The sequence below is a fragment of the Streptomyces sp. NPDC047853 genome, assembly GCF_043204535.1.
Taxonomy (GTDB): Bacteria; Actinomycetota; Actinomycetes; order Streptomycetales; family Streptomycetaceae; genus Streptomyces.
In genome coordinates this window covers 55,640-82,595 of sequence record NZ_JBIDCI010000001.1, presented here as the reverse complement: position 1 = coordinate 82,595, position 26,956 = coordinate 55,640, and the positions used below count along the sequence as shown (strand labels likewise).

Annotated in this window: 18 protein-coding genes, 1 pseudogene and 1 riboswitch; of the genes and pseudogenes, 8 read left to right on the top strand and 11 right to left on the bottom strand. The window is 73.1% G+C overall.

The annotated features are described in order from the left end of the window. Positions 1 to 266 precede the first annotated feature (266 nt). Positions 267 to 1,277: a polyprenyl synthetase family protein gene (locus tag ACGF5T_RS00390; protein ID WP_356609173.1), complete on the bottom strand. Its 1,011-nt coding sequence runs from the start codon at positions 1,275 to 1,277 to the stop codon at positions 267 to 269. A gap of 742 nt (positions 1,278 to 2,019) precedes the next feature. Next, positions 2,020 to 2,184, top strand: a riboswitch (cyclic di-AMP (ydaO/yuaA leader). Between the two features lie 5 nt (positions 2,185 to 2,189). Here ACGF5T_RS00390 and ACGF5T_RS00385 point away from each other — a divergent pair. Beyond that, entirely contained in the window at positions 2,190 to 2,681 is a 492-nt protein-coding gene (locus ACGF5T_RS00385) for a transglycosylase SLT domain-containing protein (RefSeq protein ID WP_356609175.1), read from the top strand. An 87-nt stretch (positions 2,682 to 2,768) separates the two neighbouring features. On the opposite strand, the gene ACGF5T_RS00380 is transcribed toward ACGF5T_RS00385, so the two are convergent. Further along, positions 2,769 to 3,578 carry an HAD family hydrolase gene (locus ACGF5T_RS00380; RefSeq protein ID WP_361014251.1) on the bottom strand — a complete coding sequence of 270 codons (810 nt, stop codon included), beginning with the start codon at positions 3,576 to 3,578 and terminating at the stop codon, positions 2,769 to 2,771. A 284-nt stretch (positions 3,579 to 3,862) separates the two neighbouring features. Between ACGF5T_RS00380 and ACGF5T_RS00375 the strand changes: the two genes are divergently transcribed. From ACGF5T_RS00375 to ACGF5T_RS00365, 3 genes are read left to right on the top strand one after another with little or no spacing between them, the layout of a single operon-like run. Further along, entirely contained in the window at positions 3,863 to 4,927 is a 1,065-nt protein-coding gene (locus ACGF5T_RS00375) for a GNAT family N-acetyltransferase (RefSeq protein WP_366768876.1), read from the top strand. Between the two features lie 28 nt (positions 4,928 to 4,955). Next, positions 4,956 to 6,335 carry a glycosyltransferase gene (locus ACGF5T_RS00370; RefSeq protein ID WP_366768877.1) on the top strand — a complete coding sequence of 460 codons (1,380 nt, stop codon included), beginning with the start codon at positions 4,956 to 4,958 and terminating at the stop codon, positions 6,333 to 6,335. Further along, positions 6,332 to 7,174 (top strand): polysaccharide deacetylase family protein, encoded by an 843-nt coding sequence (locus ACGF5T_RS00365; protein WP_392886393.1) that lies wholly within the window; start codon positions 6,332 to 6,334, stop codon positions 7,172 to 7,174. The genes ACGF5T_RS00370 and ACGF5T_RS00365 overlap by 4 nt, the downstream gene beginning before the upstream one ends. Before the next feature lie 19 nt (positions 7,175 to 7,193). Here the strand turns inward: ACGF5T_RS00365 and ACGF5T_RS00360 are convergent, their stop codons facing one another. From ACGF5T_RS00360 to ACGF5T_RS00340, 5 genes are all read right to left on the bottom strand, one after another. Then, positions 7,194 to 8,327 carry a glycosyl hydrolase gene (locus tag ACGF5T_RS00360; protein ID WP_366768878.1) on the bottom strand — a complete coding sequence of 378 codons (1,134 nt, stop codon included), beginning with the start codon at positions 8,325 to 8,327 and terminating at the stop codon, positions 7,194 to 7,196. Further along, complete coding sequence (locus ACGF5T_RS00355) at positions 8,324 to 8,776, bottom strand: hypothetical protein (protein WP_356609185.1); 453 nt, start codon at positions 8,774 to 8,776, stop codon at positions 8,324 to 8,326. The genes ACGF5T_RS00360 and ACGF5T_RS00355 overlap by 4 nt, the downstream gene beginning before the upstream one ends. Before the next feature lie 36 nt (positions 8,777 to 8,812). Further along, positions 8,813 to 10,645, bottom strand: coding sequence for a glycosyltransferase (locus ACGF5T_RS00350; RefSeq protein WP_392886767.1), 1,833 nt, complete (start codon positions 10,643 to 10,645; stop codon positions 8,813 to 8,815). 585 nt (positions 10,646 to 11,230) lie between these two features. Beyond that, the gene (locus ACGF5T_RS00345; protein WP_366768881.1) at positions 11,231 to 13,882 is read right to left on the bottom strand and encodes a lipopolysaccharide biosynthesis protein; all 2,652 of its coding nucleotides are present in this window, start codon (positions 13,880 to 13,882) and stop codon (positions 11,231 to 11,233) included. Further along, positions 13,875 to 15,071 (bottom strand): DegT/DnrJ/EryC1/StrS family aminotransferase, encoded by a 1,197-nt coding sequence (locus tag ACGF5T_RS00340; protein WP_356609191.1) that lies wholly within the window; start codon positions 15,069 to 15,071, stop codon positions 13,875 to 13,877. The genes ACGF5T_RS00345 and ACGF5T_RS00340 overlap by 8 nt, the downstream gene beginning before the upstream one ends. A gap of 477 nt (positions 15,072 to 15,548) precedes the next feature. Between ACGF5T_RS00340 and fahA the strand changes: the two genes are divergently transcribed. The 3 genes and pseudogenes from fahA to ACGF5T_RS00325 form a co-directional block, all read left to right on the top strand. Further along, positions 15,549 to 16,781 (top strand): fumarylacetoacetase, encoded by a 1,233-nt coding sequence (fahA, locus tag ACGF5T_RS00335; protein WP_356609193.1) that lies wholly within the window; start codon positions 15,549 to 15,551, stop codon positions 16,779 to 16,781. Positions 16,782 to 17,178: 397 nt separating this feature from the next. Next, a complete protein-coding gene (locus ACGF5T_RS00330; protein WP_366768882.1) occupies positions 17,179 to 18,117 on the top strand; it encodes a M56 family metallopeptidase in 939 nt (312 codons plus the stop codon). Between the two features lie 230 nt (positions 18,118 to 18,347). Continuing rightward, positions 18,348 to 18,611: pseudogene (locus ACGF5T_RS00325) on the top strand (winged helix-turn-helix domain-containing protein); the annotation flags it as partial. Positions 18,612 to 18,798: 187 nt separating this feature from the next. Here ACGF5T_RS00325 and recQ read toward each other — a convergent pair. Then, positions 18,799 to 20,811, bottom strand: coding sequence for a DNA helicase RecQ (recQ, locus tag ACGF5T_RS00320; protein WP_361014224.1), 2,013 nt, complete (start codon positions 20,809 to 20,811; stop codon positions 18,799 to 18,801). A gap of 242 nt (positions 20,812 to 21,053) precedes the next feature. On the opposite strand from recQ, the gene ACGF5T_RS00315 reads away from it, so the two are divergent. Further along, on the top strand, positions 21,054 to 21,653 hold the full coding sequence (locus ACGF5T_RS00315) for a Uma2 family endonuclease (RefSeq protein ID WP_366768883.1): 600 nt from the start codon (positions 21,054 to 21,056) through the stop codon (positions 21,651 to 21,653). A 78-nt stretch (positions 21,654 to 21,731) separates the two neighbouring features. Here ACGF5T_RS00315 and nuoN read toward each other — a convergent pair whose 3' ends face one another. From nuoN to nuoL, 3 genes are read right to left on the bottom strand one after another with little or no spacing between them, the layout of a single operon-like run. After that, positions 21,732 to 23,390, bottom strand: a complete 1,659-nt coding sequence (nuoN, locus tag ACGF5T_RS00310) for an NADH-quinone oxidoreductase subunit NuoN (protein WP_361014218.1) — start codon at positions 23,388 to 23,390, stop codon at positions 21,732 to 21,734. Beyond that, a complete protein-coding gene (locus ACGF5T_RS00305) occupies positions 23,387 to 24,958 on the bottom strand; it encodes an NADH-quinone oxidoreductase subunit M (protein ID WP_356609212.1) in 1,572 nt (523 codons plus the stop codon). The genes nuoN and ACGF5T_RS00305 overlap by 4 nt, the downstream gene beginning before the upstream one ends. Before the next feature lie 5 nt (positions 24,959 to 24,963). Further along, the gene (gene nuoL / locus ACGF5T_RS00300) at positions 24,964 to 26,955 is read right to left on the bottom strand and encodes an NADH-quinone oxidoreductase subunit L (protein ID WP_356609214.1); all 1,992 of its coding nucleotides are present in this window, start codon (positions 26,953 to 26,955) and stop codon (positions 24,964 to 24,966) included. Position 26,956: the final 1 nt, after the last annotated feature.

The following is a 26,956-nucleotide window of genomic DNA, read 5'->3' as shown; positions in this document are numbered from 1 at the left end:
ATTGGTGTTTTCCGTGGTGACCATCTGACCAAATACGCCGGGCGGAAGCGTCAGACCGCGGGCTCAACTCCGCGTACTCCTGCGGGATGACACGCAGGGGCGGCGACTCCCCCGGCCCGTAGGGGTGGGGTGCACCCTCCGGTACACGCCCCCCGCGGGAGCGGGTGCGCCGCCGACCCGCTCCGGGCCGGCCCTCACGGGCGGCCCCTACCGGGCGGCGACACCGGCGCCGGCACGCGTGGCGGCGCCGACCCGGCCGGCGAGGCTCAGCCGGCCCGGTGCACCACGGCCTCGCACAGCTCCACCAGCGCGGTCTTCGCGTCGCACTCCTTGAGCGGGGCCAACGCCGCCCGGGCCTCCTCGGCGTACCGGACGGTGTCCCGGCGCGCCTGCTCCAGCGCGGGGTGGGCGCGCAGCAGGCGCAGCGCCTCCGCGTGCCGGGCGTCGTCGCTCAGGTCGGAGTCCAGCAGCTCGCACAGGGCGACGTCCTCGGCCAGCCCCAGCCGGGCCGCCCGCTCGCGCAGCCGCAGCACCGGGAGGGTCGGAATGCCCTCCCGCAGGTCGGTGCCGGGTGTCTTGCCCGACTCGTGGGAGTCGGAGGCGATGTCCAGGACGTCGTCCGCGAGCTGGAAGGCGACCCCGAGCCGCTCGCCGTACTGGGTCAGCACGTCCACGACCGTCTCGTCGGCGCCGGACATCATCGCGCCGAACCGGCAGGAGACGGCCACCAGCGATCCCGTCTTGCCGCCCAGCACGTCCAGGTAGTGGTCGACCGGGTCCCGGCCGTCCTGCGGGCCCGCCGTCTCCAGGATCTGGCCGGTCACCAGCCGCTCGAAGGCCAGGGCCTGCACACGGACCGCCTCGGGGCCGAGGTCGGCGAGGATCTGGGAGGCGCGGGCGAACAGGAAGTCGCCGGTGAGGACCGCGACCGAGTTGTCCCAGCGGGTGTTCGCGCTGGGCACGCCGCGCCGTACGGCGGCCTCGTCCATCACGTCGTCGTGGTACAGCGTGGCGAGGTGGGTCAGCTCCACGACGACCGCCGAGGGCACGATGCCGGGGGCGTAGGGGTCGCCGAACTGGGACGCGAGCATCACCAGCAACGGGCGGAACCGTTTGCCTCCCGCCCGCACCAGGTGCTGGGCGGCCTCCGTGATGAAGGGCACCTCGCTCTTGGTTGCCTCGAGCAACCCTTCCTCGACAGCCACCAATCCGGCCTGGACATCGGCTTCCAGAGCCTGGTCCCGCACGCTCAGCCCGAACGGCCCGACGACGGTCACGAGGGGTCTCCTGTCTGCTGGTGTCTACTGGCGATTACCTGGTTTGTCGATAGGTCGCTGCCACCACTCAAGTCAGCGTATCCGGTCACGTTTCGATCACCGCTAGCGCCCACCGTTACAGGCCGGTCGGTATCGGATCATGCGCGGCAAGTTTTTGATCAGGCGATATGAGCAGATATTGATCGACATCGCTGGAGGGACGCGGCCCGGAACACGAGCGGACCGGGAGCCGCCACGGAAGATCCCATCACCCCTCCCAACGGCCCGCACTCCGAGAACGTCACCCACTCGGCACACCCCCTCCCGTGCCGAACGGATGCCCGCACGGCGCACGGGAACACCGGACGGGACGGGGCGCGGAGGGCGGCCCCCATGAGGGGAGCGCGCGAAGGCCGGTGCCGTCCGAGCGGCAGCCGCCCGGCGAGCCGTCCCGCACCGCACTCCCCACCCACGGCCGGTTGGCGCATAGTTGGGATTAATGCCCGATTTGCCGCTCTTATTGAGTCCCGTGAGTTGGCTCACTCCGTCCCCCCTGTGAGCAACCGCGTCGCCGACTGCGCCCTCCCTTTGCCCCGCAAGCCAGTTGAGGCTTGGCAGACGCAAAGGATCAAGCACCTCAAACGCCCCAGATCAAGGTCAACAGGCGCGTTGGGTGATTCCTGCACTTGTTCCGGACATGTGCTCTCGCATACGTTCCCGGCCTGTCGGGCGGACGCCGAATCCTGCCACCGCCCGAACGCACAGTCATCCACCAACAAACTCGCAGGCAGGAGCGGGGGACCCAGGTAAGTCGCCGCACCGGTCACCACCGGAGCGGCTCGGGGTGAAGCCGCACCCGTCAGGGCGCGGCCGGGCACCTCCCCGCCCGAACCCGACAGCTCACCTCGCAGGCGTAAGGAGAGGGACTCAAGCATGTCTGCCAACGGTCAGAACCGTCACACCCGGACCGCCCGCATCGCCCGCAAGCTCGCCGTCGCCGGCACCGGCGCCGCCGTGCTCGCCCTGCCGCTCATCGGCGCCACCGGCGCGTCCGCGGCCACCCCGGCCGCCGCCCCGGCCGCCGCCACCGCCGCGACCACGTACCCGAACACGCTCGACGGCTGGATCCGCGAGTCGCTGGACGTCATGGCGCAGCACGGCATCCCCGGCTCCTACGAGGGCATCCACCGCAACATCATGCGGGAGTCCTCCGGCAACCCGCTCGCGATCAACAACTGGGACATCAACGCCATCAACGGCACCCCGTCCAAGGGCCTGCTCCAGGTGATCGACCCGACCTTCCAGGCGTACCACGTGCCCGGCACCTCCTGGGACCCGTACGACCCGGTCGCCAACATCACCGCGGCCTGCAACTACGCGGCCGACCGGTACGGCTCGATGGACAACGTCTTCGGCGCGTACTGAGCCGTACCGCGTCGTAGTGAGTCGTAGTGACTCGTACCGGCTCGTACGGACTCGCACAAAGGGGTGCCCCCCGCGGCGGCGGCCGCGCTAGGAGGTACCGAAGATCCGCTCGAGGACGACGGCCACGCCGTCGTCCTCGTTCGTGAGGGTGACCTCGTCCGCCACCGCCCTGAGTTCGGGATGGGCGTCGGCCATGGCGACACCGCGGGCGGCCCACTGGAACATCGGGATGTCGTTGGGCATGTCGCCGAAGGCGATCGTCCGCCGCCGGCTCTGCCCGAGGTGTTCGGCGGCCAGCGCCAGGCCGGTCGCCTTGGTGATGCCGCACGGCTGGAGCTCCACCGTCCCGGGCCCGGACATCGTGACCGTGGCGAGGGAGCCGACCACCGCGCGCGCCGTCGCCGCCAACGCGTCGTCGCCGAGGTCGGGATGGCGCAGGAGCACCTTGCTGATCGGCGCCTCCCACAGTTCGTCGCGCCGCTCGACCCGCACCGCGGGCAGCGTCGGGTGGGGCATGAGGTACCCCGGCTCGATGAGCGTGAGGCCGTCCACGCCGTCCTGGTCGACGGCGGCGTGCACCTGCCCGACCTCGGCCTCGATCTTGCCGAGCGCGGTCTCGGCCAGCTCCCGGTCCAGGGTGACCGACCACAGCATCCGGTGCGCGCCGGCGTCGTACACCTGCGCGCCCTGTCCGCACACCGCGAGCCCCGTGCAGCCGAGACGGTCGAGCAGGGACCGGACCCGGGGGGCCGGCCGGCCGGTCACCACCAGGTGCCGCGCACCCGCCTCGGCCACCCGTGCCAGCGCGGCCAGCGACCGGTCGGAGACGGTGTCGTCGCCGCGGAGCAGCGTGCCGTCGAGGTCGGTGGCGACGAGTGAATACGCGGTGCGGTCCATGATCAGAGAATACGGACACCGGACCTGTCCGACTCACCCGCGACCGCATCCGAACGAGGACGCGCGAGTACGGCACAAGTGCGTACGAGTAGGGCGCAAGTACGCGCGAGGACGCACGTTCGTGTCCGGAACCTGGCACATCTCCCCTAAGGCCGGTTCAAGGCCTGTGCACCGATTGGCAACAAGATGGCCCGCCGCCTACCGGCCGGGCCCCCCGGGGGGTACCTTCCTTCTGTCCAGGGGGACTTGATCGGGGGGTCGGGTTGAACGGCGGACGTGTGCGCGTGCTCAGGCCACAGGAGCTGGGCGAGGGGGAACGGGAGCACTGGCGGGAGCTGCGCGCCAAGTCGACGGCGCCCCGCAATCCCTTCATGGAGCCGGAGTTCACCGACGTCGTGGGCCGGGTACGGCCGCGGGCGCGGGTGGCCGTGGTGTACGAGGGCGGCGAGGCGGCCGGTTTCCTGCCGCACGAGCGCGGTGCGCTGGGCCAGGGCCGGGCGATCGGGCTCGGGGTCTCGGACTGCCAGGGCGCGGTGCTGCGCGAGGGACTCGTCCCGGACACCCGCCGGCTGCTCAGGGCCTGTTCCCTGTCGAGCTTCGCCTTCGACAACCTGGAGGCGGACCAGGCGTTGTTCGTCCCGTTCGCGGCGGAGGAACACACCACGTACGTCGTCGACGTGGCGCAGGGGTACGAGGCGTACGAGGGCACGCTGCGCGTCCGGTCGCCGAAGTTCCTGAAGACCACGCTCGCCAAGGAGCGCAGACTCGGCCGCCAGGTCGGGGAGGTGCGCTTCGTGTTCGACGAGCGCGAGCCGGCCGCCCTGCGCACGCTGATGGAGTGGAAGTCGGCGCAGTACCGCAGGACGGGGCGCCGGGACCGGTTCGCGCGGGAGTGGATCACCCGGCTCGTGGCCCGGCTGGCCGAGACCCGGGCACCGGAGTGCACGGGCACGCTGTCCGTGCTCTACGCCGGCGGCCGGCCGGTCGCCGCCCACTTCGGGCTGCGTTCGGCGACGGTCCTGGCCTGCTGGTTCCCGGCGTACGACCCGTCCTTCGCCAAGTACTCGCCGGGGCTGGTCCTGCATCTGCGCATGGCCGAGGCGGCCGCCGCCGGGGGGATCGGCATGCTGGACCTGGGCCGGGGTGCGGCGGAGTACAAGGACGCGCTCAGGACCGGTGGCATGCCCGTGTACGAGGGCGCCGCCACGCGCCCGGGGGCGGGCGCCGCGCTGCACCGGCTCGGCCGCGAACCGGCCCGCCGCGCGCACGGCTTCGTGCGCGACCGTCCCCGGCTGGCCTCGCTGGCGGTACGGACGCTCAGGGGCGCGGCCCGGCTGCGCCGGTCATGACCAAGGGCAACCACGAGGGGGTGGGCGCATGGCCGGTGTACGGCGTGCGCGGCAGGAGACACAGCGGGAGATCGCGGAGTTCCTGAGCATCGGGCCGGTGCAGGTCGCCGAGCTGGACCTCGGTGCCGAGGGCCCCGTCCTGAGACCGGGGCCGGGCAGCGCGGCGGTGACGTCCGGGACGGTGTTCCTCCTGGTCAGGCGGGCGGGGCGGCCGGTGGGGACACTGCTCGGGGAGGTGCCCGAGGGCGCCGATCCCACGGAGGTGCTGGCGGCGCTCGCCCGGGAGGTGCCCGGCGGGACGACGCCCGGGCCGTCGCCCGCGCCGCCGTCCGCCGGTGTCGTGGTCGCCACCCGGGAACGCGCGGACCAGCTCGCCCGCGCGCTGGACTCCCTGCTCGCGCAGGACCACCCGGACTTCGAGATCGTCGTCGTCGACAACGCCCCCCTGACCGAGGAGACCCGGGATCTGGTCGAGCGCAAGTACGGGGAACGGGTGCGGTACGTCCGCGAACCGGTCCCCGGGCTGGCGAGCGCGCACAACCGGGGGCTCGCGGCCGTACGCGCCGAGGTGGTCGCCTTCACCGACGACGACGTGGTCGCGGACCCGCGCTGGCTCAGCGAGTTGACCGCGCCCTTCACCGCCGACCCGCGCCTGGGCTGCGCCACGGGGCTGATCCTGCCCGCACGGCTGGGCACCCCCGCCCAGGTGCTGCTGGAGAGCCACGGCGGCTTCGCGAAGGGCTTCGCCCCCCGGACCTACGACCCCCGGCACCCACCCGCCGACGAGCCGCTGTTCCCGTTCACCGCGGGACGCTTCGGCTCCGGCGCCAACATGGCCTTCCGTACGGAGGTGCTGCGCACGGTCGGCGGTTTCGACCCGGCGACCGGCGCGGGCACCCGGGCCCGGGGCGGTGACGACCTCTACGGCTTCGTCCGCGTCCTCGCCCAGGGGCACGGGCTGCGCTACACCCCCTCGGCCCTGGTCTGGCACCACCACCGGGAGACCTGGCGGGACCTGGAGACCCAGGCGTACGGCTACGGCGCGGGCCTCACCGCCTACCTCACCGCGATCCTGGTGAACCGGCCCGCGCTGCTGCCCGCCTTCCTCGCCCGGGTGCCGGGCGGGCTCGCGCACGCGCGGGCGCTGACCGCCGTCCGTGCGGCCGGGGCTCGCGCCGCCGACGCGACCGCGGCCGGTGGTCCCGCCGCCGGGGGTCCCGCCGCCGGGGGTCCCGCCGCCGGTCGTGGCGTGGGTCCCGTGACGGGGGCGCCGGGTGGGCACGACTCCCGTACGTACCCCTGGCCGCGGCGTCTGGCGCGGCTCCAGCTGCGGGGCCTGCTGTACGGGCCCGTCGGCTACCTGCATGCCCGTCGCGCCCTGCGCACGGTCGGACGGGAGGCGGGATGAACGAGGGTGCGGGAACGGGCGGGGCGCGCGGGCGCGTATGGGTGGCGGCCGGGCACATACCCGTCTTCCTCTACCACGCGGTGATGGACGACCCGCCGTCCTGGATCGCCGAGTTCACCGTCTCTCCCCAGGAGTTCGCGGCGCACCTGGACGCGATCGTCGACAGCGGCCGGACGCCCGTCACCATCAGCGTGCTCGCCGACCATCTGGCCGGGAGGGCGGTGCTGCCGGCCCGGCCCGTCCTGCTCACCTTCGACGACGGCTTCGCCGACCTGCCCGGTCCCACGGCCGAGGCGCTGGCCGGGCGCGGGCTCCCGGCCACCGCGTACCTCACCACCGGGGCCATCGCACCGGGCGGTCGCAGTCTGCTGCCGCCCGCTCCGATGATGACCCTGGACGCGGTGACGGAGCTGGAACGTTCCGGCATGGAGATCGGCAGCCACACCGTCACCCACGCCCAGCTCGACACCCTGTCCGCCCAGGGGCTCGCCCGTGAACTGCGCGACTCCAAGGCCCTGTTGGAGGACGCGCTCGGACACCCGGTCCGCCATCTCGCCTACCCGCACGGCTACAACAGCGCGCGGGTACGGGCCGCGTCGGCCCGTGCCGGGTACGAGACGGCGACCGCCGTGCGGCACGCCCTCAGCTCGGACCGGGACGAGCGGTACCGCATCGCCCGGCTCATCGTGCGGCGGAGCCACACGGTCGCCGACGTCCAGGCGTGGCTGGCGGGAGGGGGCGCCCGCATCGCCCCCTACCGGGACGGGCCCAGGACGGTCGCCTGGCGCTGGTACCGGCGGGGGCGGACCGTGGTACGGGGGCCGGAGTTCGCGGGGTGACCCGGGCCCCCGGCCTCCGTCAGCCCCGCGGCTGGTTGAGGTGCGGGTCGGCGGCCGCCTCGCGCAGGGCCGCCCACGACCGGTCGCCCGCCACGGCCAGGTCGCAGTGGGGACCCGGGTCGCGGTAGTTCCACTGGAGGGCGGCCTTCACGCCCTCCAGGTCCTTGAGCACCCCGGGCACCTGGGCGTACCAGTCCGCCTGCCGGTCCGGGCGCTCCGGGTCGGACGCGCTGCCGAACTCCGAGAGCATCAGGGGCTTCTCGTCGGTGAGGTGGGCGCGGACCCAGTCGTGGGTGGCGTGCTGGGTCTGCGCGAAGCTCAGCCAGTCCGCCCGGTGGCAGCGGTAGTAGTTGTACTGGTTGTAGCCGATCCAGTCGACGTACTCGTCCCCGGGGTACATCCGCTCGAACAGGTCGGCGTGGTCCAGGTAGCCGGTGATGATCCAGGTCCACACGACGTTGTCGACGCCCAGCTCGCGGAACCGGTCGTGGATGTGCCGGTGGGCCCGCACGTAGTCGGCCGGGGTGCCGTTGTCCGGGGTGCGGGTGTCCATCTCCAGGTCGAAGGAGAGGAACACCTTCTTCCCCGTGCGCTGCCCGTACTCCGCGATGCGCCGGGCCTGGACGTCGATCACGGTGTCGTCCAGCTCGCCGGCGGCGATCTGCTTCCAGGTGGGCTGCTGCTCCCTCGTACCGCCCCACCACTTGCTCTCCCAGGAGAGCAGCAGCATGCGGTCCGCGCCGACGCGTTGTTCCTGCTCGGTCAGGAGCTGGCCTTCCAGCCGGGTCTCCGTGACCGCGGACATGTCGTGGTACGTGTAGACGATGTCGAGCCCGCGGCCGACCTTCCGCTCGTAGGCGTGCACCTTCTCGGCCAGGTCGGACTTGTCGTGCGGCACGAAGGCGCCGAACCAGGCGCCGCAGGGGGGTTCGAGGAGCGCGGTCGGCCGGCACTCCTCGTCACCGGCCGGGCCGGCCGGGCCGGCGGCGTCGCGCAGGGCGAGCACCGCGATCAGGACCGCGCAGGTGGCCGTGACGGACAGGGTCAGCAGCCGGCGCCGGCTGCCGTGGGCCCCGGGGACGCCGAGGCGGCGGTGCTGTCCGGTCGTCGTCGGGTCCGCGGACGTGCGGCGAGCGGGACGGGCGAACCTCACAGAGTGGAACCCTTCCGTGTCCTCGGCGCCGCCCCCGGCGCCGTCCTGGGCGTCGGGGAGGCGCGCAGGCGTGGGCAGAACGCGGCGAGCGTGGTCAGCAGGGTCAGCGTCAGCAGCACACGGTCCCCGCTGAAGGCCCGCGCGGCGATCAGCACCGTGGCGACCAGCATCGCGGCGGCCACGCTGAGCAGGACGGCCAGCATCAGCCCTTCCAGCAGCTCGGAGTGGCGTTCGAAGTCCGGGTCCCGGCGCTCCACGGGGCCCTCGGCACGGCGGGCCCGCAGTGCGGGGCCGCAGACGCCGACCAGGGCGGCGCCCGGGCCGACGGCCAGGAAGGCCGCCACCGCGGCGCCGCGCAGGGGCGAGCCGCCGGGCAGGGCGAGCGCGGCGAGCGCCAACCAGCCGCCGAACGGCGGCAGCATCCGGATCACGAGGTCCTGGGGTTTCATCACTCGCTCCTCTCTCGGTCTCCTCGGTCCGGCGGCTCAACTCGCCGGTCTCAGGGCGTAGAGCACGCCGGCGCCGTTCTCCGCCAGGAGCTCGAACCGCGACGACGACGCCACGGACTCCCGGACGCGTCTCAACTGGGCCGCGTCCAGCTGTCCGTTCATCTCGGAGTTGGCCACCTGGCCCTTGGTGAGCAGGAAGTAGGCGCGGGCCGGCGCCTCCACGGCCGCCATGTCGCGGGCGAGGACGGTGGCCGGGTCGCGCACGATCTCGTCGACGTGGCGCCGCTCGTCGTCGAGGAACCAGTAGTGGTCGACCCTCCAGTACTGCTCGTAGGCGAGCGGGTAGTTCCGGTTGGCGGCGACGACCAGGGAGTCGTCGGGCGCCCGGTCGAAGAGCTGCCGGACGAGGGCGACCTCGGCGGGCGGGAAGTAGTTGATGCGGTCCTTGCCGGAGTAGCTCGGCACGAAGGCGAAGGTCCCGGCGAGCAGCGCGGGCAACGGCGCCCACGCGGCGTACCGCAACGGGGGCAACGAGGGCAGGGGGAGGCGGCGGCGCCGGGCGGGGGCGACCGGCGCGTGTCCCCCCGCCTCCCGCGCGGCGGCGTCGCCGGCCAGCGTGCGGACCTTCGGCAGCAGCGCGGCGGCGGCGAAGAAGGCGGCACCCGGCAGCATGAACAGCAGGACCCGGAAGATCATCTCGCTGCCGTAGCTGCTCGCCACGAACATCGGCAGCGGTGCCGCCGCGACCAGCAGCAGCGGCAGCGCCCGGCGCCGCAGTACCCGCTGGCGCAGGACGCCGGCCAGCGCGAGCAGCAGCACGGAGCCCGACAGCAGCCGGGCCGCCCAGGAGGTCGCCACCGCGCCGGTACCGGTGGGTGTGGCCCCGTAGCCGGTCTCCACGTTGGCCCCGACGTCACCGATGGAGCGGATCATGTCCGGCATGGCGGCGGACAGGAAGGGCAGCGCGGCCGTCAGACACCAGGCCAGGAAGAGCACCACCGTCGTGATCACCGGGACCCAGTGCCGGTGGCGGCGGGTGAACGCCAGCGCGACGAGCGTGACGACGAGCATGCCGGGGGTGAGCTGGTGCGAGACGACCACGGCGGTGACCAGCACGCTGAGCAGTACGGTCCACACCGCCTGCCCCGACCGTCCGCGCCGTCCGCCCCGGCCGCCGAAGCGGCGCAGGACGACCGCGATGACGCCGAGGTGCAGGGCGAAGGCGACGGACTGCGGTGAGAAGTAGTCCTGTCCCACCCAGTTGCCGACGCAGAACAGCCACACGGCGGTCCAGATCAGCCGCCGGTCGGCGGTGAAGGTGCGGTAGATCAGCAGCAGTGGAAGCAGCAGCATGACGCTGGAGACCAGCGGCCACCAGGCCATGTACATCGCGGCGTTGTCCACGCCCAGCAGCCGCACCAGCGCGGCCTGGGCGGCGAAGAAGCCGGGCCACTGGTCGTAGACGGCCATGTCCCCGAGCTGGTCGGCCGTCTGGAGGCCGCCGGAGGTGAGCAGGTGGTCGATGACCGCGTCGTGCTTCCACGCCCACGCGTACAGGGGGGCCGGGTAGAGGACGGCCTGGGTGGCCCGCTCCATCACCAGCAGGCCGAGTACGTACGCGAGCGACCAGCCGTCGCGGCGGCGCGGATCGCGCACCGTGGACCAGAACCCCGCGGTGAGCACCCCGAGGCCGGCCCAGAAGGTGGGGTGCAGGGCGCTGAGCAGACCGAAGTCGTCCAGGGCGGAGACGTCGGTGTGCCGGATCGCGTAGGCCCACAGGGCGAGCGCGGCGATCAGGGGCACGGCCGGCCAGGCGGCCGCCGCGCGGGCCGGCCAGGCGGCGGGGGCGAGGTCGGCCAGGTCCGTCACGGGCGGCTCGGCGGCGGAGCCGGTGGGCTCCGGGGCAGGGGGGCGGTGGGCACGTACGGGGGTGCTCCGGACCGGGCGCGCGGGGGTGCTCCGGGCCGGGCGCGCGGACGCTTCCTGGGAGGGCGCGGGGGGTGACTCCTGCGAGGCGGTGGTGGCCGGGTCGGCAGGGGTGGCGTCGGCGGGCTCGGGCGGGGTGGGGGCATCGGGGACGCGCGGGATGGCGTCGGCGGGGCCGCGCGGGGTGGCGTCGGCGGGCTCGGGCGGGGGCGGGGTGACCGGCTCGCGCGAGGTGCGCTTTTCCCGGGCCTCCCGGGACTCCCGGGCCTCCCGGGACTCCCGGGACTCCCGGGACTCCCGGGACTCCCGGGACTCCCGGGCTTCCGGGGCTTCCCGGGCGTCCGAGGGCGTTGGTGCGTCCTGGGGCGTCGGTGCGGTCCGGTTCGGCGCGTCCGAGGGCGTCGGTGCGTCCCGGTCCGGTGCGTCCGGGGATTCCGGCCCGGACGCGGGCTCTGGTGCGGATCTCTCCCGCGGAGTGGTTGGCGGACGCACGACGGTTCCCCCCTGGCGATTCGGCTCCGTGCTTGATCAGTCCCTGGTCATGCCGTTCGGTCTGGTGCGGTGCGGGGACTCCGCCTGGCCCGCCGGGTCAGCCGGGTCCGTCAGGTCCGCGGGGTCCGTCAGGTCCGCGGAGTCCGCGGTGTGCGCGGGGTCCGCGGGGGAGGCCGGGTCCGCCGGGGAGGCCGGGTCCGCCGGGGAGGCCGGGTCCGCCGGGGAGGCCGGGCGGCGCAACGACAGGAGCAGGACGACGAGAACGAGCAGCAGGAGGAGGGGCGGCGCGACCGGCGCGAGCTCCTGACGCCAGACCCAGCTCCCCACCGCGGCGAGATACAGAACCCCCCAGCGTGCCTGCCACGGCAGCCGACCGCCCGCCTCGGCGAGCAGCGACCACAGCGGTACGAGACACAGCAGTTGCAGGACGAGCGGAACCCAGCGCAACAGCGTGCCGGGTCCGTCGAGACCCGTCGCGTCCGCGAGGAACCGGGCCGCCTCCGCATAGAACGTCCCGCCCACCGGCTCCGGTTCGTGGCCGAGGGCGACGGGGGCCGCGTGGAGGGCGACGACGACGGCCCCCAACGCGGTGCCGGGCAGCCAGGGGTCAGGCGAGGCGCACAAGGTCACGGACGCCACGAACACCACGAGCAGCAGGGCCCCCGCGACCAGCGCCGGCAGGGGCAGGCCCCGCAGCAGCGCCCGCCCGGTCAGCTCGGCCCCGGCCCCGGACGCGCCGCTCAGCCAGGGCAGCCCGCGCGACGCCACCAGAAGGACCATCGCGGCGACGCCGACCAGCAGCCACAGCACCGGCCGGAGCCGCCGCTCCGCCACGGCGCTGTCGTCGCCTACGGGGCTGTCGGCGTGGCCGGTCACGGGGCCGCCGTCAGGGCCGCCACTGCCCGGGCCGGCCTCGTCGTGCCGGACGTCCGGGCCGGGCCCGGAGCCGGCGGCGGTGCGGGCGCCCGCGCCGGGGCCGGGCTCCTCGGCCGCCGGTGCGGGCCCCGGGGCCCGCTCGACGCGGGGTTCCGGGGACGCCGGTCGCGCTTCCCCCTTCTCAGCGGCCTCGGCCTCGGCCCCGGGGTCCCGGGGGCGCCGGACGATCACCGCGAGGGTGTCCGCCTCCAGCGCCTCACGTTCGTAACCCGGGCGCCCTATGAACAGCGCGACCGTGTCCTCCCGCGCCGCCCCGCCGGACTTCCCGTCCTCGTAGGCCGCCCGCCGCGCCCAGCTGGTCCCGTACCCCGCGGTGGCGTTCAGCCGCGCCCAGCGCGTGCCGTACGTACTGCCGGGAGCGGCCTCGCGCTCGCCGCCCGGACCGGGGCCGCCGGAGACGCCCGGGCCCCCGGGACCGCCCGGCCCCGGACGGCCGGCCCCGTCGGCGCCCCGCAGGGTGGCGCGCAGGCCGGGCACGCAGCCCACGGCGACCACGGTCATGCCCCCCAGCACCGCCCAGCCGGCGCCCGCGATCCCGGCCGACGTGAACAGCAGCGTGGCGCTGCCCAGGACGAGGACGCACATGGCGCCCTGCACGGCGGCGAGCATGCCGGTACGCCCCTGGACGCGCAGCACCCCGATGTACAGCTCGACCACGATCCGCGGCAGCGCCCCGAGGGCCAGCAGACGCAGCACCGTCGAACCGTGCTCGGCGTAGTCCGCGTCGAAGGGCGCGAGGATCTGCGGGGCGAAGACGACCAGGAAGAGCACCACCGGCACCAGCAGCAGCGTCATCCGGCGCAGCGCTCCGCGGACGCCGTCGGCGAGGCGGCGCGGGTCGTGCGAGGCGTGCGCGGTCAGGGAGGAGGCCATGTTGATGGCCATGAACTCCATCGTGCCGCCCACGGTGTACGCCACGTAGAAGTAGCCGTTCTGCGCGGCGCTGAAGTTGACCGCGACCATCACCGGCAGCAGGTTGATCATCGCCAGGCTGAACAGCGCGCCCAGCGAGTCCCCGGCCAGGAACCGACCCATCTCGCGTGATCCGGGCGGTTCCACGTCGTGGTCCGCGGCTGCCTGGCGCGGGATGAGCCGGCGGAAGATCAGCCAGCCGAGCGGCAGAGTGGAGAAGGCGATGGCCACGGCCCAGGACACGAAGATGCCGAGCACCGGGAGCGTGGTCGCGAAGACGGCGAGCAGGATCAGCTTCCCGAGCGAGAACACTGCGTTCCCGGCGGGCACCCACTCCGCCTTCCGCAGCCCGGTCAGGACACCGTCCTGGAGCGTGAGCAGCGCCCAGGCCACACACGCCGCGACGAACAGCGTGCCCGCCGCCGCGGTGCCCAGCGGCGCGTAGGACGCGCCCCACAGGTCCAGGGTGAGCAGGAAGACGACCGCGGCCACGGCCACGACCACCGAACTGGCCGCGTACGCGCGCCACACCAGCGGCCCGGTCGCACGGCCCGCCCGGGGCACGAAGCGGACCACGGCGCCGATCATCGTGGTCGCCGTGATGCTGGCCAGCAGCCGCATGGCGGCGATGGCGGCGGAGCCCTGTCCGACGGCCTCCTCCGAGTAGTAGCGGGCGGCCACGAGCCAGAAGCCGAGGCCGAGCACGGCGGAGACGCCGGTGCTGAGCATCAGGAAGTAGGCGTTCTTGAAGAGCGAGTCGCCACCGTGCCCGCTTCCGGGCAGCGTCGAGCCGCCGTCGGCGGATGCCGCGGCGGTCTCGTGCACCCGCGTCTCAGCCACCGGACGGAACCAGCCCCTCCGGCAGCTCGGCCGGTCGTGCTCCCGACTCCTCCAGCGCCGCCACGGCCGCACGGGCGCGCAGCGGATCCACGGGCAGCGCGTGCCGCGCGAACCAGCGCGCCCCCTCGGGGGACGGGGAGGGGTCGGTGAAGTCCGCGCCCGCGTAGTCGTCGAGCGGCGGGTCGTAGAGGTAGCCGACGACGATGCCGCGCCGGGCCAGCGCGCGGACCGCCGCGTCCCGGTCCGCCACCAGGAGCGGCACCCGGAACAACGGCTGCGTCCCGCCGGGCGCCTCACCGGGTGCCCCGCCCCTCGGCGCGTCCCACCCGGCCGGCCTCGCCCAGCGCGTCGAGAGCAGCAGCTCGGTCCCCGACCGGCACCGCGCGAGTACGTCGTCCAGCCCGTCGAGCCGCCGCGCGATGCGCCCGAGCCGGAACCGGCCCGCCCGCAGCCGGTAGTCGTGCATGTCGACCCGGACCCACGGGTCGTGCGCGGCCAGGTCCGGCGCGGAGGCGAGCGCGCGGGCCAGCTCCCGCGGACGCAGGGGCATCCGGATCTCCTCGCGCTCCATCCACCCCAGCAGGCGCATCGTGGCCCAGGCGGCCCTCCGCAGCCGCAGCCCGCGTACCGCGGCCTCCGCGTACGGCCGCACGGCGTAGGCCACTTCGGCCGAGGTGCGACGGGGCAGCAGGAGGTCCTCGCAGGTCTTCCCCAGTGCTTCCCGCAGCCCCGGATCGGCGAACGCGAGGATTCCTCCGGCCTTGGCGCCGACGTGCTTGGACAGGCTGAGGACGGAGGCGTCGCCCCAGGCTCCGACCGGGCGCCCGCCCACCTCACTGCCGATGGCGTGCGCCGCGTCCTCGAACAACGGGATGCCCAACGCGTCGCAGCGGGCCCGCAGTCCGGGCGCCGGGTCCGGGTTCCCGTACAGGTTCGTCGTCAGGACGGCGGACAGCGAGCCCCACGTCTGCCCCGGCACGGCATCGATGTCGATGGAGGCGTCCGAGGGGTTCAGCGGGGCCTGGACCGGCCGCAGTCCGGCCGCCAGCACGACGAAGAAGACGACGTCGTCGTTGACCGGCGACATCAGCACGCGGCCGCCCGGCGGGCACCAGTGACGCAGTGCCGCGTACAGCCCGAAACGGCATGACGGTACGTACACGCATTCCCGGCCGAGCCGGCCGCGCATGGTCTCCTCGAGCCGCTTCCTCGGCCGCGAACCATCCCGCACCGCACCCGGACCGGCCTCCCCAATGGCCATCCGCCCCCCTGGTGTGCCCTTGAGAGCCCCCTCCCCGAGGCCCTCCGGCACCCGCCCAGAGTCGCCCCGTTCGCACCGCTCCGTCAAGATTGCGTACCGGCCTGTGGACAACCTGCCGTGTCCGAACGGAAGCGGAGCGCCACATCCTTCGGCGTTCACGCGGGCGTGCGCCCGCGGCGAGGGCGCCGCCCCACCGGCCCCACCGCATCCCCGGCGTACCGGCCGACGGACCACTCCCCGCACGTCAGCCCGCCTGTGCACGCCCTCCCCCACACCACACAGCCCCCTCACGGCACACTGCCCAAGACCGGTATGTCACCCGTAACGTGTGGCCGGGCCACGAACCGCGTGGCGCACCCGGCGCGCACGGCGCACATGGCGAGCACGAAAGCGAGGCACCACCCGATGCCCCCCTTCGACGTCTCCGAGGGCGACCCCTTCGGCCCGCACAACCTTCCGTACGGCGTGTTCTCGATCCCCGGCACGCAGGAGCGGACGGTGGGCGTCCGGCTCGGCGACCACGTCCTCGACGCCGGCGCGGCGGCCCACGCGCTCGGGTCGCCGTACGCCTCCCTGCTCGCGCGGCCCACCCTCAACCCGTTGCTGGCGGCCGGCCGTACCGCCTGGTCCGACGTGCGGCGCGCGCTGACGGCCTGGGTGACGGTCCCCTCCCACCGCGAGACCCTGGCGCCCCTGTTCCACCCGCTGTCGTCGGTGACCCTGCACCTGCCCTTCGAGGTCGCGGACTACGTCGACTTCTACGCCTCCGAGAACCACGCCCGGAACGTCGGCCGGATGTTCCGCCCCGACGCCGCCGACTCCCTCACCCCGAACTGGAAGCATCTCCCCATCGGTTACCACGGCCGCTCCGGCACGGTGGTCGTGTCCGGCACGGACGTCGTACGGCCGTCCGGGCAGCGCAAGGCCCCCACCGACCCCGCGCCCGTCTTCGGACCGTCCGTCCGCCTCGACATCGAGGCGGAGGTCGGCTTCGTGGTGGGCGTGCCGTCCGAGCTGGGCAGCCCGGTGGCGCTCGGCGACTTCCGCGAGCACGTCTTCGGGCTGTGCCTGCTCAACGACTGGTCCGCGCGGGACGTCCAGGCCTGGGAGTACGTCCCCCTCGGCCCGTTCCTCGGCAAGTCCTTCGCCACGTCGGTGTCGGCCTGGATCACGCCGCTGGACGCCCTGGAGGACGCGCGGGTGACGCCTCCGGAGCGCACGCACGAGCTGCTGCCCTACCTCGACGACACGAGCGGGGAAGCCGACGAGCCGGGCGGCTACGACCTGCGGATCTCCGTCGCCGTCAACGGCCACGTGGTCTCCGAGCCGCCCTTCTCCACCATGTACTGGACGGCCGCCCAGCAACTGGCCCACATGACCGTGGGCGGCGCCTCGCTGCGCACCGGCGACCTCTACGGTTCGGGCACGGTGAGCGGGCCGACCGAGCGCGAACGCGGGTCGCTGCTCGAACTGACCTGGAACGGCCGCGACCCGCTGGACCTGCCCGACGGCAAGCGCACGTTCCTCGAGGACGGCGACGTGGTGACCCTCTCGGCCTGGGCGCCGGGGCCGGGCGGGGTCCGGGTCGGCCTCGGCGAGGTGACCGGCCGGGTGGTCGGGCAGGCGGCCGACCGGTAACTCCCACTGTCCGGATCCGACGCCCTCGGCAGCTGACTCGCACCGCCCGGCACCGTCATACTGGCGTCGGGCGGTGTGCGCGCGGCACGTCCGCCCGCCTCCGGCCGAGCAGGAGCGGTACCCGGCCCGGAGCCGCACCTCGCTCCGGGACCCGCGAGACCCGCGAGACCCGCGAGACCCGCGGGTCCCCGGCGACCGGCCGCAGCCACAACGCACCGCGCACCGCGCACCGCGCACCGCGCACCGACCGCAGTGCCGCACAGCACAGCACCAGACCAGCACAGCACAGGGCCAGACCAGCACCACCCCGCATTGGATCAGCACCGCCCCGCACCAGACCAGCACAGCCCGTACAGCCAGAGCCGCCCTTCCGACACCAGGATCCGGAGCCCGTGGCATGACCGTCTGCCTGCTCCTGCTGTTCGTCCTCGCCGTGACCGCCGCGGTACCGGTGCCGCGCGCGCTGACCCGGTCCGCGTGGCCCGAGCGGGACCCCGTGGTCGCGCTGTGGGCGTGGCAGTGCCTGGTCGCCACCGTCCTGCTGTGCTGCCTGACGGCCCTCGTCCTCGGGGTCGCCGCCGTCTTCGGCACCGTCCGCGCCCAGCTCTTCGCGCCGGCGCCACCCGCGGTGACCGCGGCCTACAACCTCTCCGCCGGCCCGCCCTGGGCCGCCGCCCTCACCCTGCTGCTGGCCTGCGGGGCCGCCTGGACCACCGCCATGCTCGCCCGGGAGCTGGTCGAGGCTCGCCGCGGTCGCGCCCGGTCCCGCGCCCAGCTGCGGGAACGCGCCCCCGACCTGCCCGCCGGTCTCCCCGCCGCCCGCGGCCCCCTGCTGGTCCTGGAGGACGAGTACCCGGACGCCTGGTGGATGCCCGGCCACCCGCCCCAGCTGATCGTCACCACCGGCGCCCTGCGACGCCTCACCGACCACCAGCTCGACGCCGTCCTCACCCACGAGCGCGGCCACGCCCGCGCCCACCACGACTGGCTGCTGCACCTGTCCACCGCCCTGGCCACCGGCTTCCCGCGCGTCCCGCTCTTCGCCCACTTCTGCGACCAGACCCACCGCCTGGTCGAGCTGTCCGCCGACGACACCGCCTCCCGCCGCTGCGGCCACCTGACCACGGCACTGGCGCTGATCGAACTGAACCAGCACCGGGGCGTCCTGTCCTGCGCCTCCAGCCACCGCCTCCTCGGTGAGCGGGTCGACCGCCTCCTCGAACCGCCGCCCCGCCTGACACCCCGGCACCGGGCCCTGACCACGGCCACGGCCGCCCTCGTCCCCCTCCTCCCGCTGCTGATCACCTTCGCCCCGGGACTGACGGCGCTGGCGTAACCCCGGCGCGGCCCCGGCTCCGGCCCCGGCCCCGGCTCCGGCGCGGCCCGGCTGCGCCGCTGCTCCGGCACCGGCACCGGCTCCGGCGGGGTGGCCGGCTCCGGGACCGGGTGGCGGAACTCGCTCCCAAAGCGGCGAAACCGCAGCTCATCCCCCTGGCCGACGAAGCCCCCGGTGGCGCAACAAAGCAGCAACACCACTGACGCCACCCGCTCGGTATGGTCCAGCCCATGCCCCCCTCCGAACGCCTCCGGGACCACGTCGGCCAGGGCGCGACCACCGTCGCCGCCCACCGCACGCGGCGTCGGCTGCGCGCCGACCGGGCCCGTCAACTGGCCGACCTGCTGCGCCGGCAGCTGCTCACCGACGCCTTCCCCGACGGCGCGCTGCCCCACGAGGACGCCCTCGCCGCGGAGTACGACGCCACCCGGAACACCGTCCGCCAGACCCTGGACCTCCTGCGCGCCGAGGGTCTCGTGACCCGGCAGCCGGGTGGGACGCGGAGGCGTTCGGCGACCGGTGCGGGGGCCGGGACGGGGACCGTGGCCCGCACCTCGTTGGTGACCCGCCCGTGTTCGTGCAGGGTCTCCGCGAGGCCCATCAGGCGGTCCAGGCCGTGGGCGTACTTGCGGGTGGCGAGCACGGTGCCGACACTGCCGCACGGCGCCGGTGTCCGGTCGTCTATATCCAGTCGTCCGGCTCCGGCTCCGGCTCGGTCTCGGGCCAGTCGTCCGCGGCAGGTCGGGAGCCGTCCGCCGACGGGTCGGCCTCGGGGGCCGCGGGCGCCGCGGCGGCGTCCGGTCCCTGGAGCCCGGCCAGTACGGCGAGCACACCCTCCCCGTACGTCACCAGCTTCTTCTCGCCGACCCCGCTGACGCCCCCGAGCTGCTCGACCGAGGTGGGCCAGGCGGTGGCGATCTCCCGGAGGGTGGCGTCGTGGAAGATGACGTACGCCGGGACGCCCTGCTCCCGTGCCTGCTCCGCGCGCCAGGCGCGCAGTGCCTCGAAGGCGGGGACCAGCTCCTGGGGCAGTTCGGCGGTGGCGGCCTTGGCCTTGCGGTCGCCGCGTCCGCCACCCGCCGCCCGGGCCCCGGCCGGCTTCGCGGGCTCCTTGCGCAGCGGCACGTCCCGCTCGCGCCTCAGCACCGACCCGCTGTCCTCGGTCAGCACCAGCGTGCCGTACTCGCCCTCGACGGCGAGCAGGCCCTGGGCCAGCAACTGCCGGGCGACGCCGCGCCACTCGCCCTCGGTCAGCTCCTCGCCGATGCCGAACACGGAGAGCTGGTCGTGGTCGAACTGGATCACCTTGGCGGTGCGCTTGCCCAGCAGGATGTCGATGATCTGGCCCGCGCCGAACTTCTGCCCGCGCTCCCGCTTCAGCCGCACCACCGTCGACAGCACCTTCTGTGCCGCCACCGTGCCGTCCCAGGTCTGCGGCGGGGTGAGGCAGGTGTCGCAGTTGCCGCAGCCGGCCGGGTCCGGTTCCTGGCCGAAGTAGGCGAGGAGCTGGCCGCGGCGGCACCGGGCGGTCTCGCACAGGGCGAGCATCGCATCCAGGTGGGACTGCGCGCGGCGGCGGAACGCCTCGTCGCCCTCTCCGGACTGGATCATCTTGCGCTGCTGGATGACGTCGTTGAGGCCGTAGGCCATCCAGGCCGTCGACGGCAGCCCGTCCCGGCCGGCGCGGCCCGTCTCCTGGTAGTAGCCCTCGACCGACTTGGGCAGGTCGAGGTGCGCGACGAAGCGCACGTCCGGCTTGTCGATGCCCATGCCGAAGGCGATGGTCGCCACGACCACCAGGCCCTCCTCGCGCAGGAACCTCGACTGGTGCGCCGCGCGGGTGCCCGCGTCGAGTCCCGCGTGGTACGGCACCGCCTCGATGCCGTTGCGGCAGAGGAACTCGGCGGTCTTGTCGACGGAGTTGCGCGAGAGGCAGTAGACGATGCCCGCGTCACCCGCGTGCTCCTCGCGCAGGAAGCTCAGCAGCTGCTTCCTGGGGTCGCTCTTGGGCACGATGCGGTACTGGATGTTGGGCCGGTCGAAGCTGGCCACGAAGTGCCGCGCGGCCGGCATGTTCAGCCGCTCGGTGATCTCGCGGTGCGTCGCGTGCGTGGCCGTCGCCGTCAGCGCCAGCCGGGGCACGTCGGGCCAACGCTCGCCGAGCAGGGACAGGGCGAGGTAGTCGGGCCGGAAGTCGTGGCCCCACTGCGACACGCAGTGCGCCTCGTCGATCGCGAAGAGGGAGATCTTGCCCCGGGAGAGCAGGTCGAGGGTGCCCTGCAGCCGCAGCCGCTCGGGGGCCAGGTACAGCAGGTCCAGCTCGCCGGCGAGGAACTCGGCCTCCACCACGCGCCGCTCGTCGAAGTCCTGCGTCGAGTTCATGAACCCGGCGCGCACACCGAGTGCGCGCAGGGCGTCCACCTGGTCCTGCATGAGCGCGATGAGCGGCGAGACCACAATGCCCGTGCCGGGCCTGACCAGGGACGGAATCTGGTAGCAGAGCGACTTGCCGCCGCCGGTCGGCATGAGCACGACGGCGTCGCCGCCAGCCACCACGTGTTCGACGATCGCCTCCTGCTCGCCGCGGAAGGCCTCGTACCCGAAGACCCGGTGCAAAGTGGCCAGCGCCTCGCCGCCCACGCCCGTCGCCTGTGCCGTCTCTGCCATCTCGCCGATCACGCCCGTCCCGCCCATCGCCTGGTCCCCCGTACGCCTTGCCTCGCCCGTCTGGTCCGTCGTGCCCCGACCACTGCCTCCACGATAGGGGGCCGCGCCGACAGCCCCGGAGTTATCCACAGGCTCACCCGCCCTTACGGCCGTCCTACCGTCCCTTCGCGTCAAGGACACGACAGTCGTTCACACGTTCGCGGGAGACTCGCCCGTTTTCGGCGGATAGTCTGATGGCACCCGCGAGACTCCGTCCCATGGGAGCACTGATGAGCGTCGCACCGAGGGCGTCCACACCCGACTGGCCTGTCCCGCCGGAGGGCGGCTGGACGGCGGACGACTTGGACCGGCTTCCGAACCTGCCTCCGCATACGGAGCTGATCGACGGGAGCCTCGTTTTCGTGAGTCCGCAGACCCTCTTCCACTCACGCGCGGTGAGCTTCTTCGAATGGCAGCTTCAATCCCTCGCCCCGGCGGAGTTCGAGGTCATTCGCGAGTTCACCATCGACATCGACCGGCAGAACCGGCCCGAGCCGGACGTCATCGTCGTGCACGGCGACGTGGTCGACGACCCTGAGCAGACCCGCTATCCCGCCGAGTCCGTCACCCTGGCCATCGAGGTCGTCTCCGCCGAGTCCCTCTCCCGCGACCGCGAGACCAAGCCCCTGAAGTACGCCCGCGCCGGCATCACCCACTACTGGCGCGTGGAGAACGAGAAGGGTCTCGCCGTCGTCCACGCCTTCGAGCTGGAGCCCGCCACCGGCGCCTACGTCGGTGTCGGCATCTTCCGTGAGCGCATGAAGGTGAGCGCCCCCTTCCCGATGGACCTGGACCTGACCGCCATCAAGGCACGCCGGAACGGGGAGTAGCCCTCACACGCACGCGGCGGCCCGGCACCCCCCGAGGGTGCCGGGCCGCCGCGGTCCGCCGTACCGGCGAGAGGCGCGTCAGCGCACGAAGACGCCCGCCTGTCCCGCCAGGTCCAGGAAGTACTGCGGCGCCACCCCGAGCACCACCGTGACCGCCACGCCCACGCCGATCGCCGTCATCGTCAGCGGCGACGGCACCGCGACGGTCGGGCCGCCCGGCCGGGGCTCGCTGAAGAACATCAGCACGATCACGCGGATGTAGAAGAAGGCCGCGATCGCCGACGAGATCACACCGATCACGACCAGCGGGGCCGCGCCGCCCTCCGCCGCCGCCTTGAACACGGCGAACTTGCCGGAGAAGCCGGACGTGAGCGGGATGCCCGCGAAGGCCAGCAGGAACACCGCGAACACGGCCGCCACCAGGGGCGACCTGCGGCCGAGCCCGGCCCACTTCGACAGGTGCGTCGCCTCGCCGCCCGCGTCGCGCACCAGCGTGACCACCGCGAAGGCGCCGATCGTCACGAAGGAGTACGCGGCCAGGTAGAAGAGGACGGACGAGATGCCGTCCGGCGTGGTCGCGATGACGCCGGCGAGGATGAAGCCCGCGTGCGCGATCGACGAGTACGCCAGCAGCCGCTTGATGTCCGTCTGCGTGATCGCGACGATCGCGCCGGCCAGCATGGTGACGATCGCCACCGCCCACATCACCGGCCTCCAGTCCCAGCGCAGGCCGGGCAGGACGACGTACAGGATGCGGAGCAGGGCGCCGAAGGCCGCGACCTTGGTGGCCGCCGCCATGAATCCGGTCACCGGCGTCGGCGCGCCCTGGTACACGTCCGGGGTCCACATGTGGAACGGCACCGCGCCCACCTTGAACAGCAGACCCATGACGATCAGCGCGGCGCCGACGAGCAGCAGCGCGTCGTTGCCCATGGTGTCCGCGAGCGCCGGTGTGACGTTCTGGACGGTGCCGTCGACGACCTGCGCGATCGTGCCGTACGACATGGAGCCCGCGTAGCCGTAGAGCAGGGCGATGCCGAACAGGGTGAACGCGGAGGCGAACGCCCCGAGCAGGAAGTACTTGACCGCGGCCTCCTGCGACATCAGCCGCTTGCGGCGGGCCAGCGCGCACAGCAGGTACAGCGGGAGGGAGAAGACCTCCAGGGCCACGAAGAGGGTCAGGAGGTCGTTGGCCGCCGGGAAGACCAGCATGCCGGCGACGGCGAACATCAGCAGCGGGAAGACCTCGGTGGTGGTGAACCCGGCCTTCACCGCCTTCTGCTCGCTCTCGCTGCCCGGCACGGCCGCGGCCTGCGCGGCGAAGGAGTCGACGCGGTTGCCGTGGGCCTCCGGGTCGAGCCGCCGCTCGGCGAAGGTGAACAGGCCCACCAGGCTCGCCAGCAGGATGGTGCCCTGCAGGAACAGGGCCGGTCCGTCGACGGCGATGGCGCCCATCGCCGCGATGCCGGCCTTGGTCGTGCCGTATCCGCCCGCCGCGAGCGCGACGACCGCAGCGAACGCGGCGACGAGCGCCACGGCGGCCACGAACATCTGCACGTAGTAGCGGGACCTGCGCGGTACGAAGGCCTCGATCAGGATGCCGACGATCGCCGCGCCGATGATGATCAGGGTGGGCGACAGCTGCCCGTACTCGATCTTCGGCGCGTCGATCTTCGAGATCGGATCGGCCGCCGTCGCCGCCGTTGTCCACAGGCTGTGGACGGCTGTTGCGCTCACTTGGCCGCCTCCACCTCAGGCTGGGGGTCCTTCTTGTGTACGTCGGACATGGTCTGCTCCACCGCTGGGTTGACGATGTCCGTGAGGGGCTTCGGGAAGACGCCCAGGAAGATCAGCAGCGCCACCAGTGGCGCCACGACCACCAGCTCCCGCACCCGCAGGTCGGGCATCGCGCTCACCTCGGGCTTCACCGGACCCGTCATCGTCCGCTGGTAGAGGACGAGGGTGTAGAGCGCGGCGAGCACGATGCCGAAGGTGGCGATGATGCCGATCACCGGGTAGCGCGTGAACGTGCCGACCAGGACCAGGAACTCGCTGACGAAGGGCGCGAGGCCCGGCAGGGAGAGCGTCGCGAGACCGCCGATCAGGAAGGTGCCCGCGAGCACCGGGGCGACCTTCTGCACTCCGCCGTAGTCGGCGATGAGCCGCGAGCCGCGCCGGGAGATCAGGAAGCCGGCGATCAGCATCAGCACGGCGGTGGAGATCCCGTGGTTGACCATGTAGAGCGTCGCGCCGGACTGGCCCTGGCTGGTCATCGCGAAGATGCCCATGATGATGAAGCCGAAGTGCGAGATCGACGCGTAGGCGATCAGCCGCTTGATGTCGCGCTGGCCGACCGCGAGCAGCGCTCCGTAGATGATGCTGATGACCGCCAGGACGAGGATCACCGGCGTCGCCCACTTGCTCGCCTCGGGGAAGAGCTGGAGGCAGAAGCGGAGCATCGCGAAGGTACCGACCTTGTCGACGACCGCCGTGATGAGCACGGCGACCGGCGCGGTCGACTCCTGCATGGCGTTGGGCAGCCAGGTGTGCAGCGGCCACAGCGGCGCCTTCACCGCGAAGGCGAGGAAGAAGCCGAGGAACAGCCACCGCTCGGTGCTGGTCGCCATGTCCAGCTCACCGCTGGCCCGGGCCGCGGCGATCTCGGTGAGGGAGAAGTTCCCGGCGACCACGTACAGCCCGATCACCGCGGCCAGCATGATCAGTCCGCCGGCCAGGTTGTAGAGGAGGAACTTCACGGCCGCGTACGACCGCTGCGTCGCCGCCGTCTTCTCGCCGTGCTCGTGGGCCCGGTCCCCGAAGCCGCCGATGAGGAAGTACATCGGGATCAGCATGGCTTCGAAGAAGATGTAGAAGAGGAAGACGTCGGTGGCCTCGAAGGAGATGATCACCATCGCCTCGACGGCCAGGATCAGGGCGAAGAAGCCCTGCGTCGGCCGCCACCGGCTGCTGCCGGTCTCCAGCGGGTCGGCGTCGTGCCAGCCCGCGAGGATGATGAACGGGATCAGCAGGGCGGTCAGGGCGATCAGCGCCACCGCGATGCCGTCCACGCCCAGTTCGTACCGGACGCCGAAGTCGGCGATCCAGGAGTGGGACTCGGTGAGCTGGTACCGGTCGCCGCCGGGGTCGAAGCGGACCAGCACCGCGATCGCCAGCGCCAGCGTGCCCAGCGAGACGAGCAGCGCCAGCCACTTGGCCACCGTGCGTTTCGCGGCCGGCACGGCGGCCGTGGCGATGGCCCCGACGGCCGGGAGCGCCGCCGTGAGCGTCAGCAGGGGAAAGGACATCGGTATCAGACCGCCCTCATCAGCAGGGTCGCGGCGACGAGGACCGCCGCACCGCCGAACATCGAGACCGCGTAACTGCGCGCGAACCCGTTCTGCAGCTTGCGCATCCGCCCGGACAGGCCGCCGACGGAGGCCGCCGTGCCGTTGACGACCCCGTCGACCAGGGTGTGGTCGACGTAGACCAGCGAGCGCGTGAGGTGTTCGCCGCCGCGGACCAGGACGACGTGGTTGAAGTCGTCCTGGAGCAGGTCGCGCCGGGCGGCCCGGGTGAGCAGCGACCCGCGCGGGGCGACGGCCGGGACCGGACGGCGGCCGTACTGCGCCCAGGCGGCCGCCACGCCGATGACCATCACGGCGACCGTGGAGATGGTGACCGTGAGGGCGCTGATCGGCGCGTGCCCGTGGTCGTGCCCGGTGATGGGCTCCAGCCAGTGCACGAACCGGTCGCCGATGCTGAAGAACGCGCCGCCGAAGACCGAGCCGACGGCCAGCACGATCATCGGGATCGTCATGAGCTTCGGCGACTCGTGCGGGTGCGGCGGCCCCGCCGCGGCAGCGGCATGAGCGGAAGCGGTCTCGCCGCGGGTCTCCGCCGCGGACTCCACGTCGGGGGCCGCGGGCGACGCCGTCGGAGCGTTGCGCCAGCGCTCCTCGCCGAAGAACGTCATCAGCATCACGCGCGTCATGTAGTACGCGGTGATGGCCGCGCCCAGCAGGGCCACGCCGCCGAGGATCCAACCCTCGGTGCCGCCCTTGGCGAACGCCGACTCGATGATCATGTCCTTGGAGAAGAAGCCGGACAGGCCCGGGAAGCCGATGATGGCGAGGTAGCCGAGGCCGAAGGTGACGAAGGTGACCGGCATGTACTTGCGCAGGCCGCCGTAGCGGCGCATGTCGACCTCGTCGTTCATGCCGTGCATGACGGAGCCGGCGCCGAGGAAGAGCCCGGCCTTGAAGAAGCCGTGCGTCACCAGGTGCATGATCGCGAAGACGTAGCCGATCGGGCCGAGCCCGGCCGCCAGCACCATGTAGCCGATCTGCGACATGGTCGACCCGGCCAGCGCCTTCTTGATGTCGTCCTTGGCGCAACCGACGATCGCACCGAACAGCAGCGTGACCGCGCCGACGATGACGACGACCAGTTGGGCGTCGGGCGCGCCGTTGAAGATCGCGCCGGAGCGGACGATCAGGTACACGCCCGCCGTCACCATGGTCGCGGCGTGGATGAGGGCGGAGACCGGGGTCGGGCCCTCCATCGCGTCCCCGAGCCAGGACTGGAGCGGGACCTGGGCGGACTTGCCGCAGGCGGCGAGCAGCAGCATCAGGGCGATCGCGGTGAGCTTGCCCTCGTCGGCCGCGCCCGCGAGCCCCGCCTCCCCGTGGCCGCCGAGCACCGGCCCGAAGGCGAAGGTGCCGAACCACAGGAACATCAGCATGATCGCGATGGACAGGCCCATGTCACCGACGCGGTTGACCAGGAAGGCCTTCTTCGCGGCGGTGGCGGCACTCGGCTTGTGCTGCCAGAAGCCGATCAGCAGGTAGGAGGCGAGGCCGACGCCCTCCCAGCCGACGTACAGCAGCAGGTAGTTGTCGGCGAGGACGAGCAGCAGCATCGCCGCGAGGAACAGGTTGAGGTAGCCGAAGAAGCGGCGCCGCCGTTCGTCGTGCTCCATGTACGAGACCGAGTACAGGTGGATCAGCGAGCCGACGCCGGTGATCAGCAGGACGAACGTCATCGACAGCTGGTCGAGCCGGAAGGCGACGTCGGCCTGGAAGCCCTCCACCGGGATCCAGCTGAACAGGTGCTGCGTCAGGGTGCGGTCCTCGGCGCCGCTGCCGAGCATGTCGGCGAAGAGGACGACGCCGATCACGAAGGACGCGGCGGCCAGCAGGGTGCCGATCCAGTGGCCGACGGCGTCCAGCCGGCGTCCGCCGCACAGCAGCACCGCCGCTCCGAGCAAGGGCGCCGCCACCAGCAGCGCAATCAGATTTTCCACG

Coding starts and splice junctions, on each gene's coding strand:
- ACGF5T_RS00385 (WP_356609175.1), top strand. CDS start 2,190: ATGTCTGCCAACGGTCAGAACCGTCACACCCGGACCGCCCGCATCGCC.
- ACGF5T_RS00380 (WP_361014251.1), bottom strand. CDS start 3,578: ATGGACCGCACCGCGTATTCACTCGTCGCCACCGACCTCGACGGCACG.
- ACGF5T_RS00370 (WP_366768877.1), top strand. CDS start 4,956: ATGGCCGGTGTACGGCGTGCGCGGCAGGAGACACAGCGGGAGATCGCG.
- ACGF5T_RS00365 (WP_392886393.1), top strand. CDS start 6,332: ATGAACGAGGGTGCGGGAACGGGCGGGGCGCGCGGGCGCGTATGGGTG.
- ACGF5T_RS00355 (WP_356609185.1), bottom strand. CDS start 8,776: ATGAAACCCCAGGACCTCGTGATCCGGATGCTGCCGCCGTTCGGCGGC.
- ACGF5T_RS00340 (WP_356609191.1), bottom strand. CDS start 15,071: ATGCGCGGCCGGCTCGGCCGGGAATGCGTGTACGTACCGTCATGCCGT.
- fahA (WP_356609193.1), top strand. CDS start 15,549: ATGCCCCCCTTCGACGTCTCCGAGGGCGACCCCTTCGGCCCGCACAAC.
- ACGF5T_RS00330 (WP_366768882.1), top strand. CDS start 17,179: ATGACCGTCTGCCTGCTCCTGCTGTTCGTCCTCGCCGTGACCGCCGCG.
- recQ (WP_361014224.1), bottom strand. CDS start 20,811: ATGGGCGGGACGGGCGTGATCGGCGAGATGGCAGAGACGGCACAGGCG.
- ACGF5T_RS00315 (WP_366768883.1), top strand. CDS start 21,054: ATGAGCGTCGCACCGAGGGCGTCCACACCCGACTGGCCTGTCCCGCCG.
- ACGF5T_RS00305 (WP_356609212.1), bottom strand. CDS start 24,958: ATGTCCTTTCCCCTGCTGACGCTCACGGCGGCGCTCCCGGCCGTCGGG.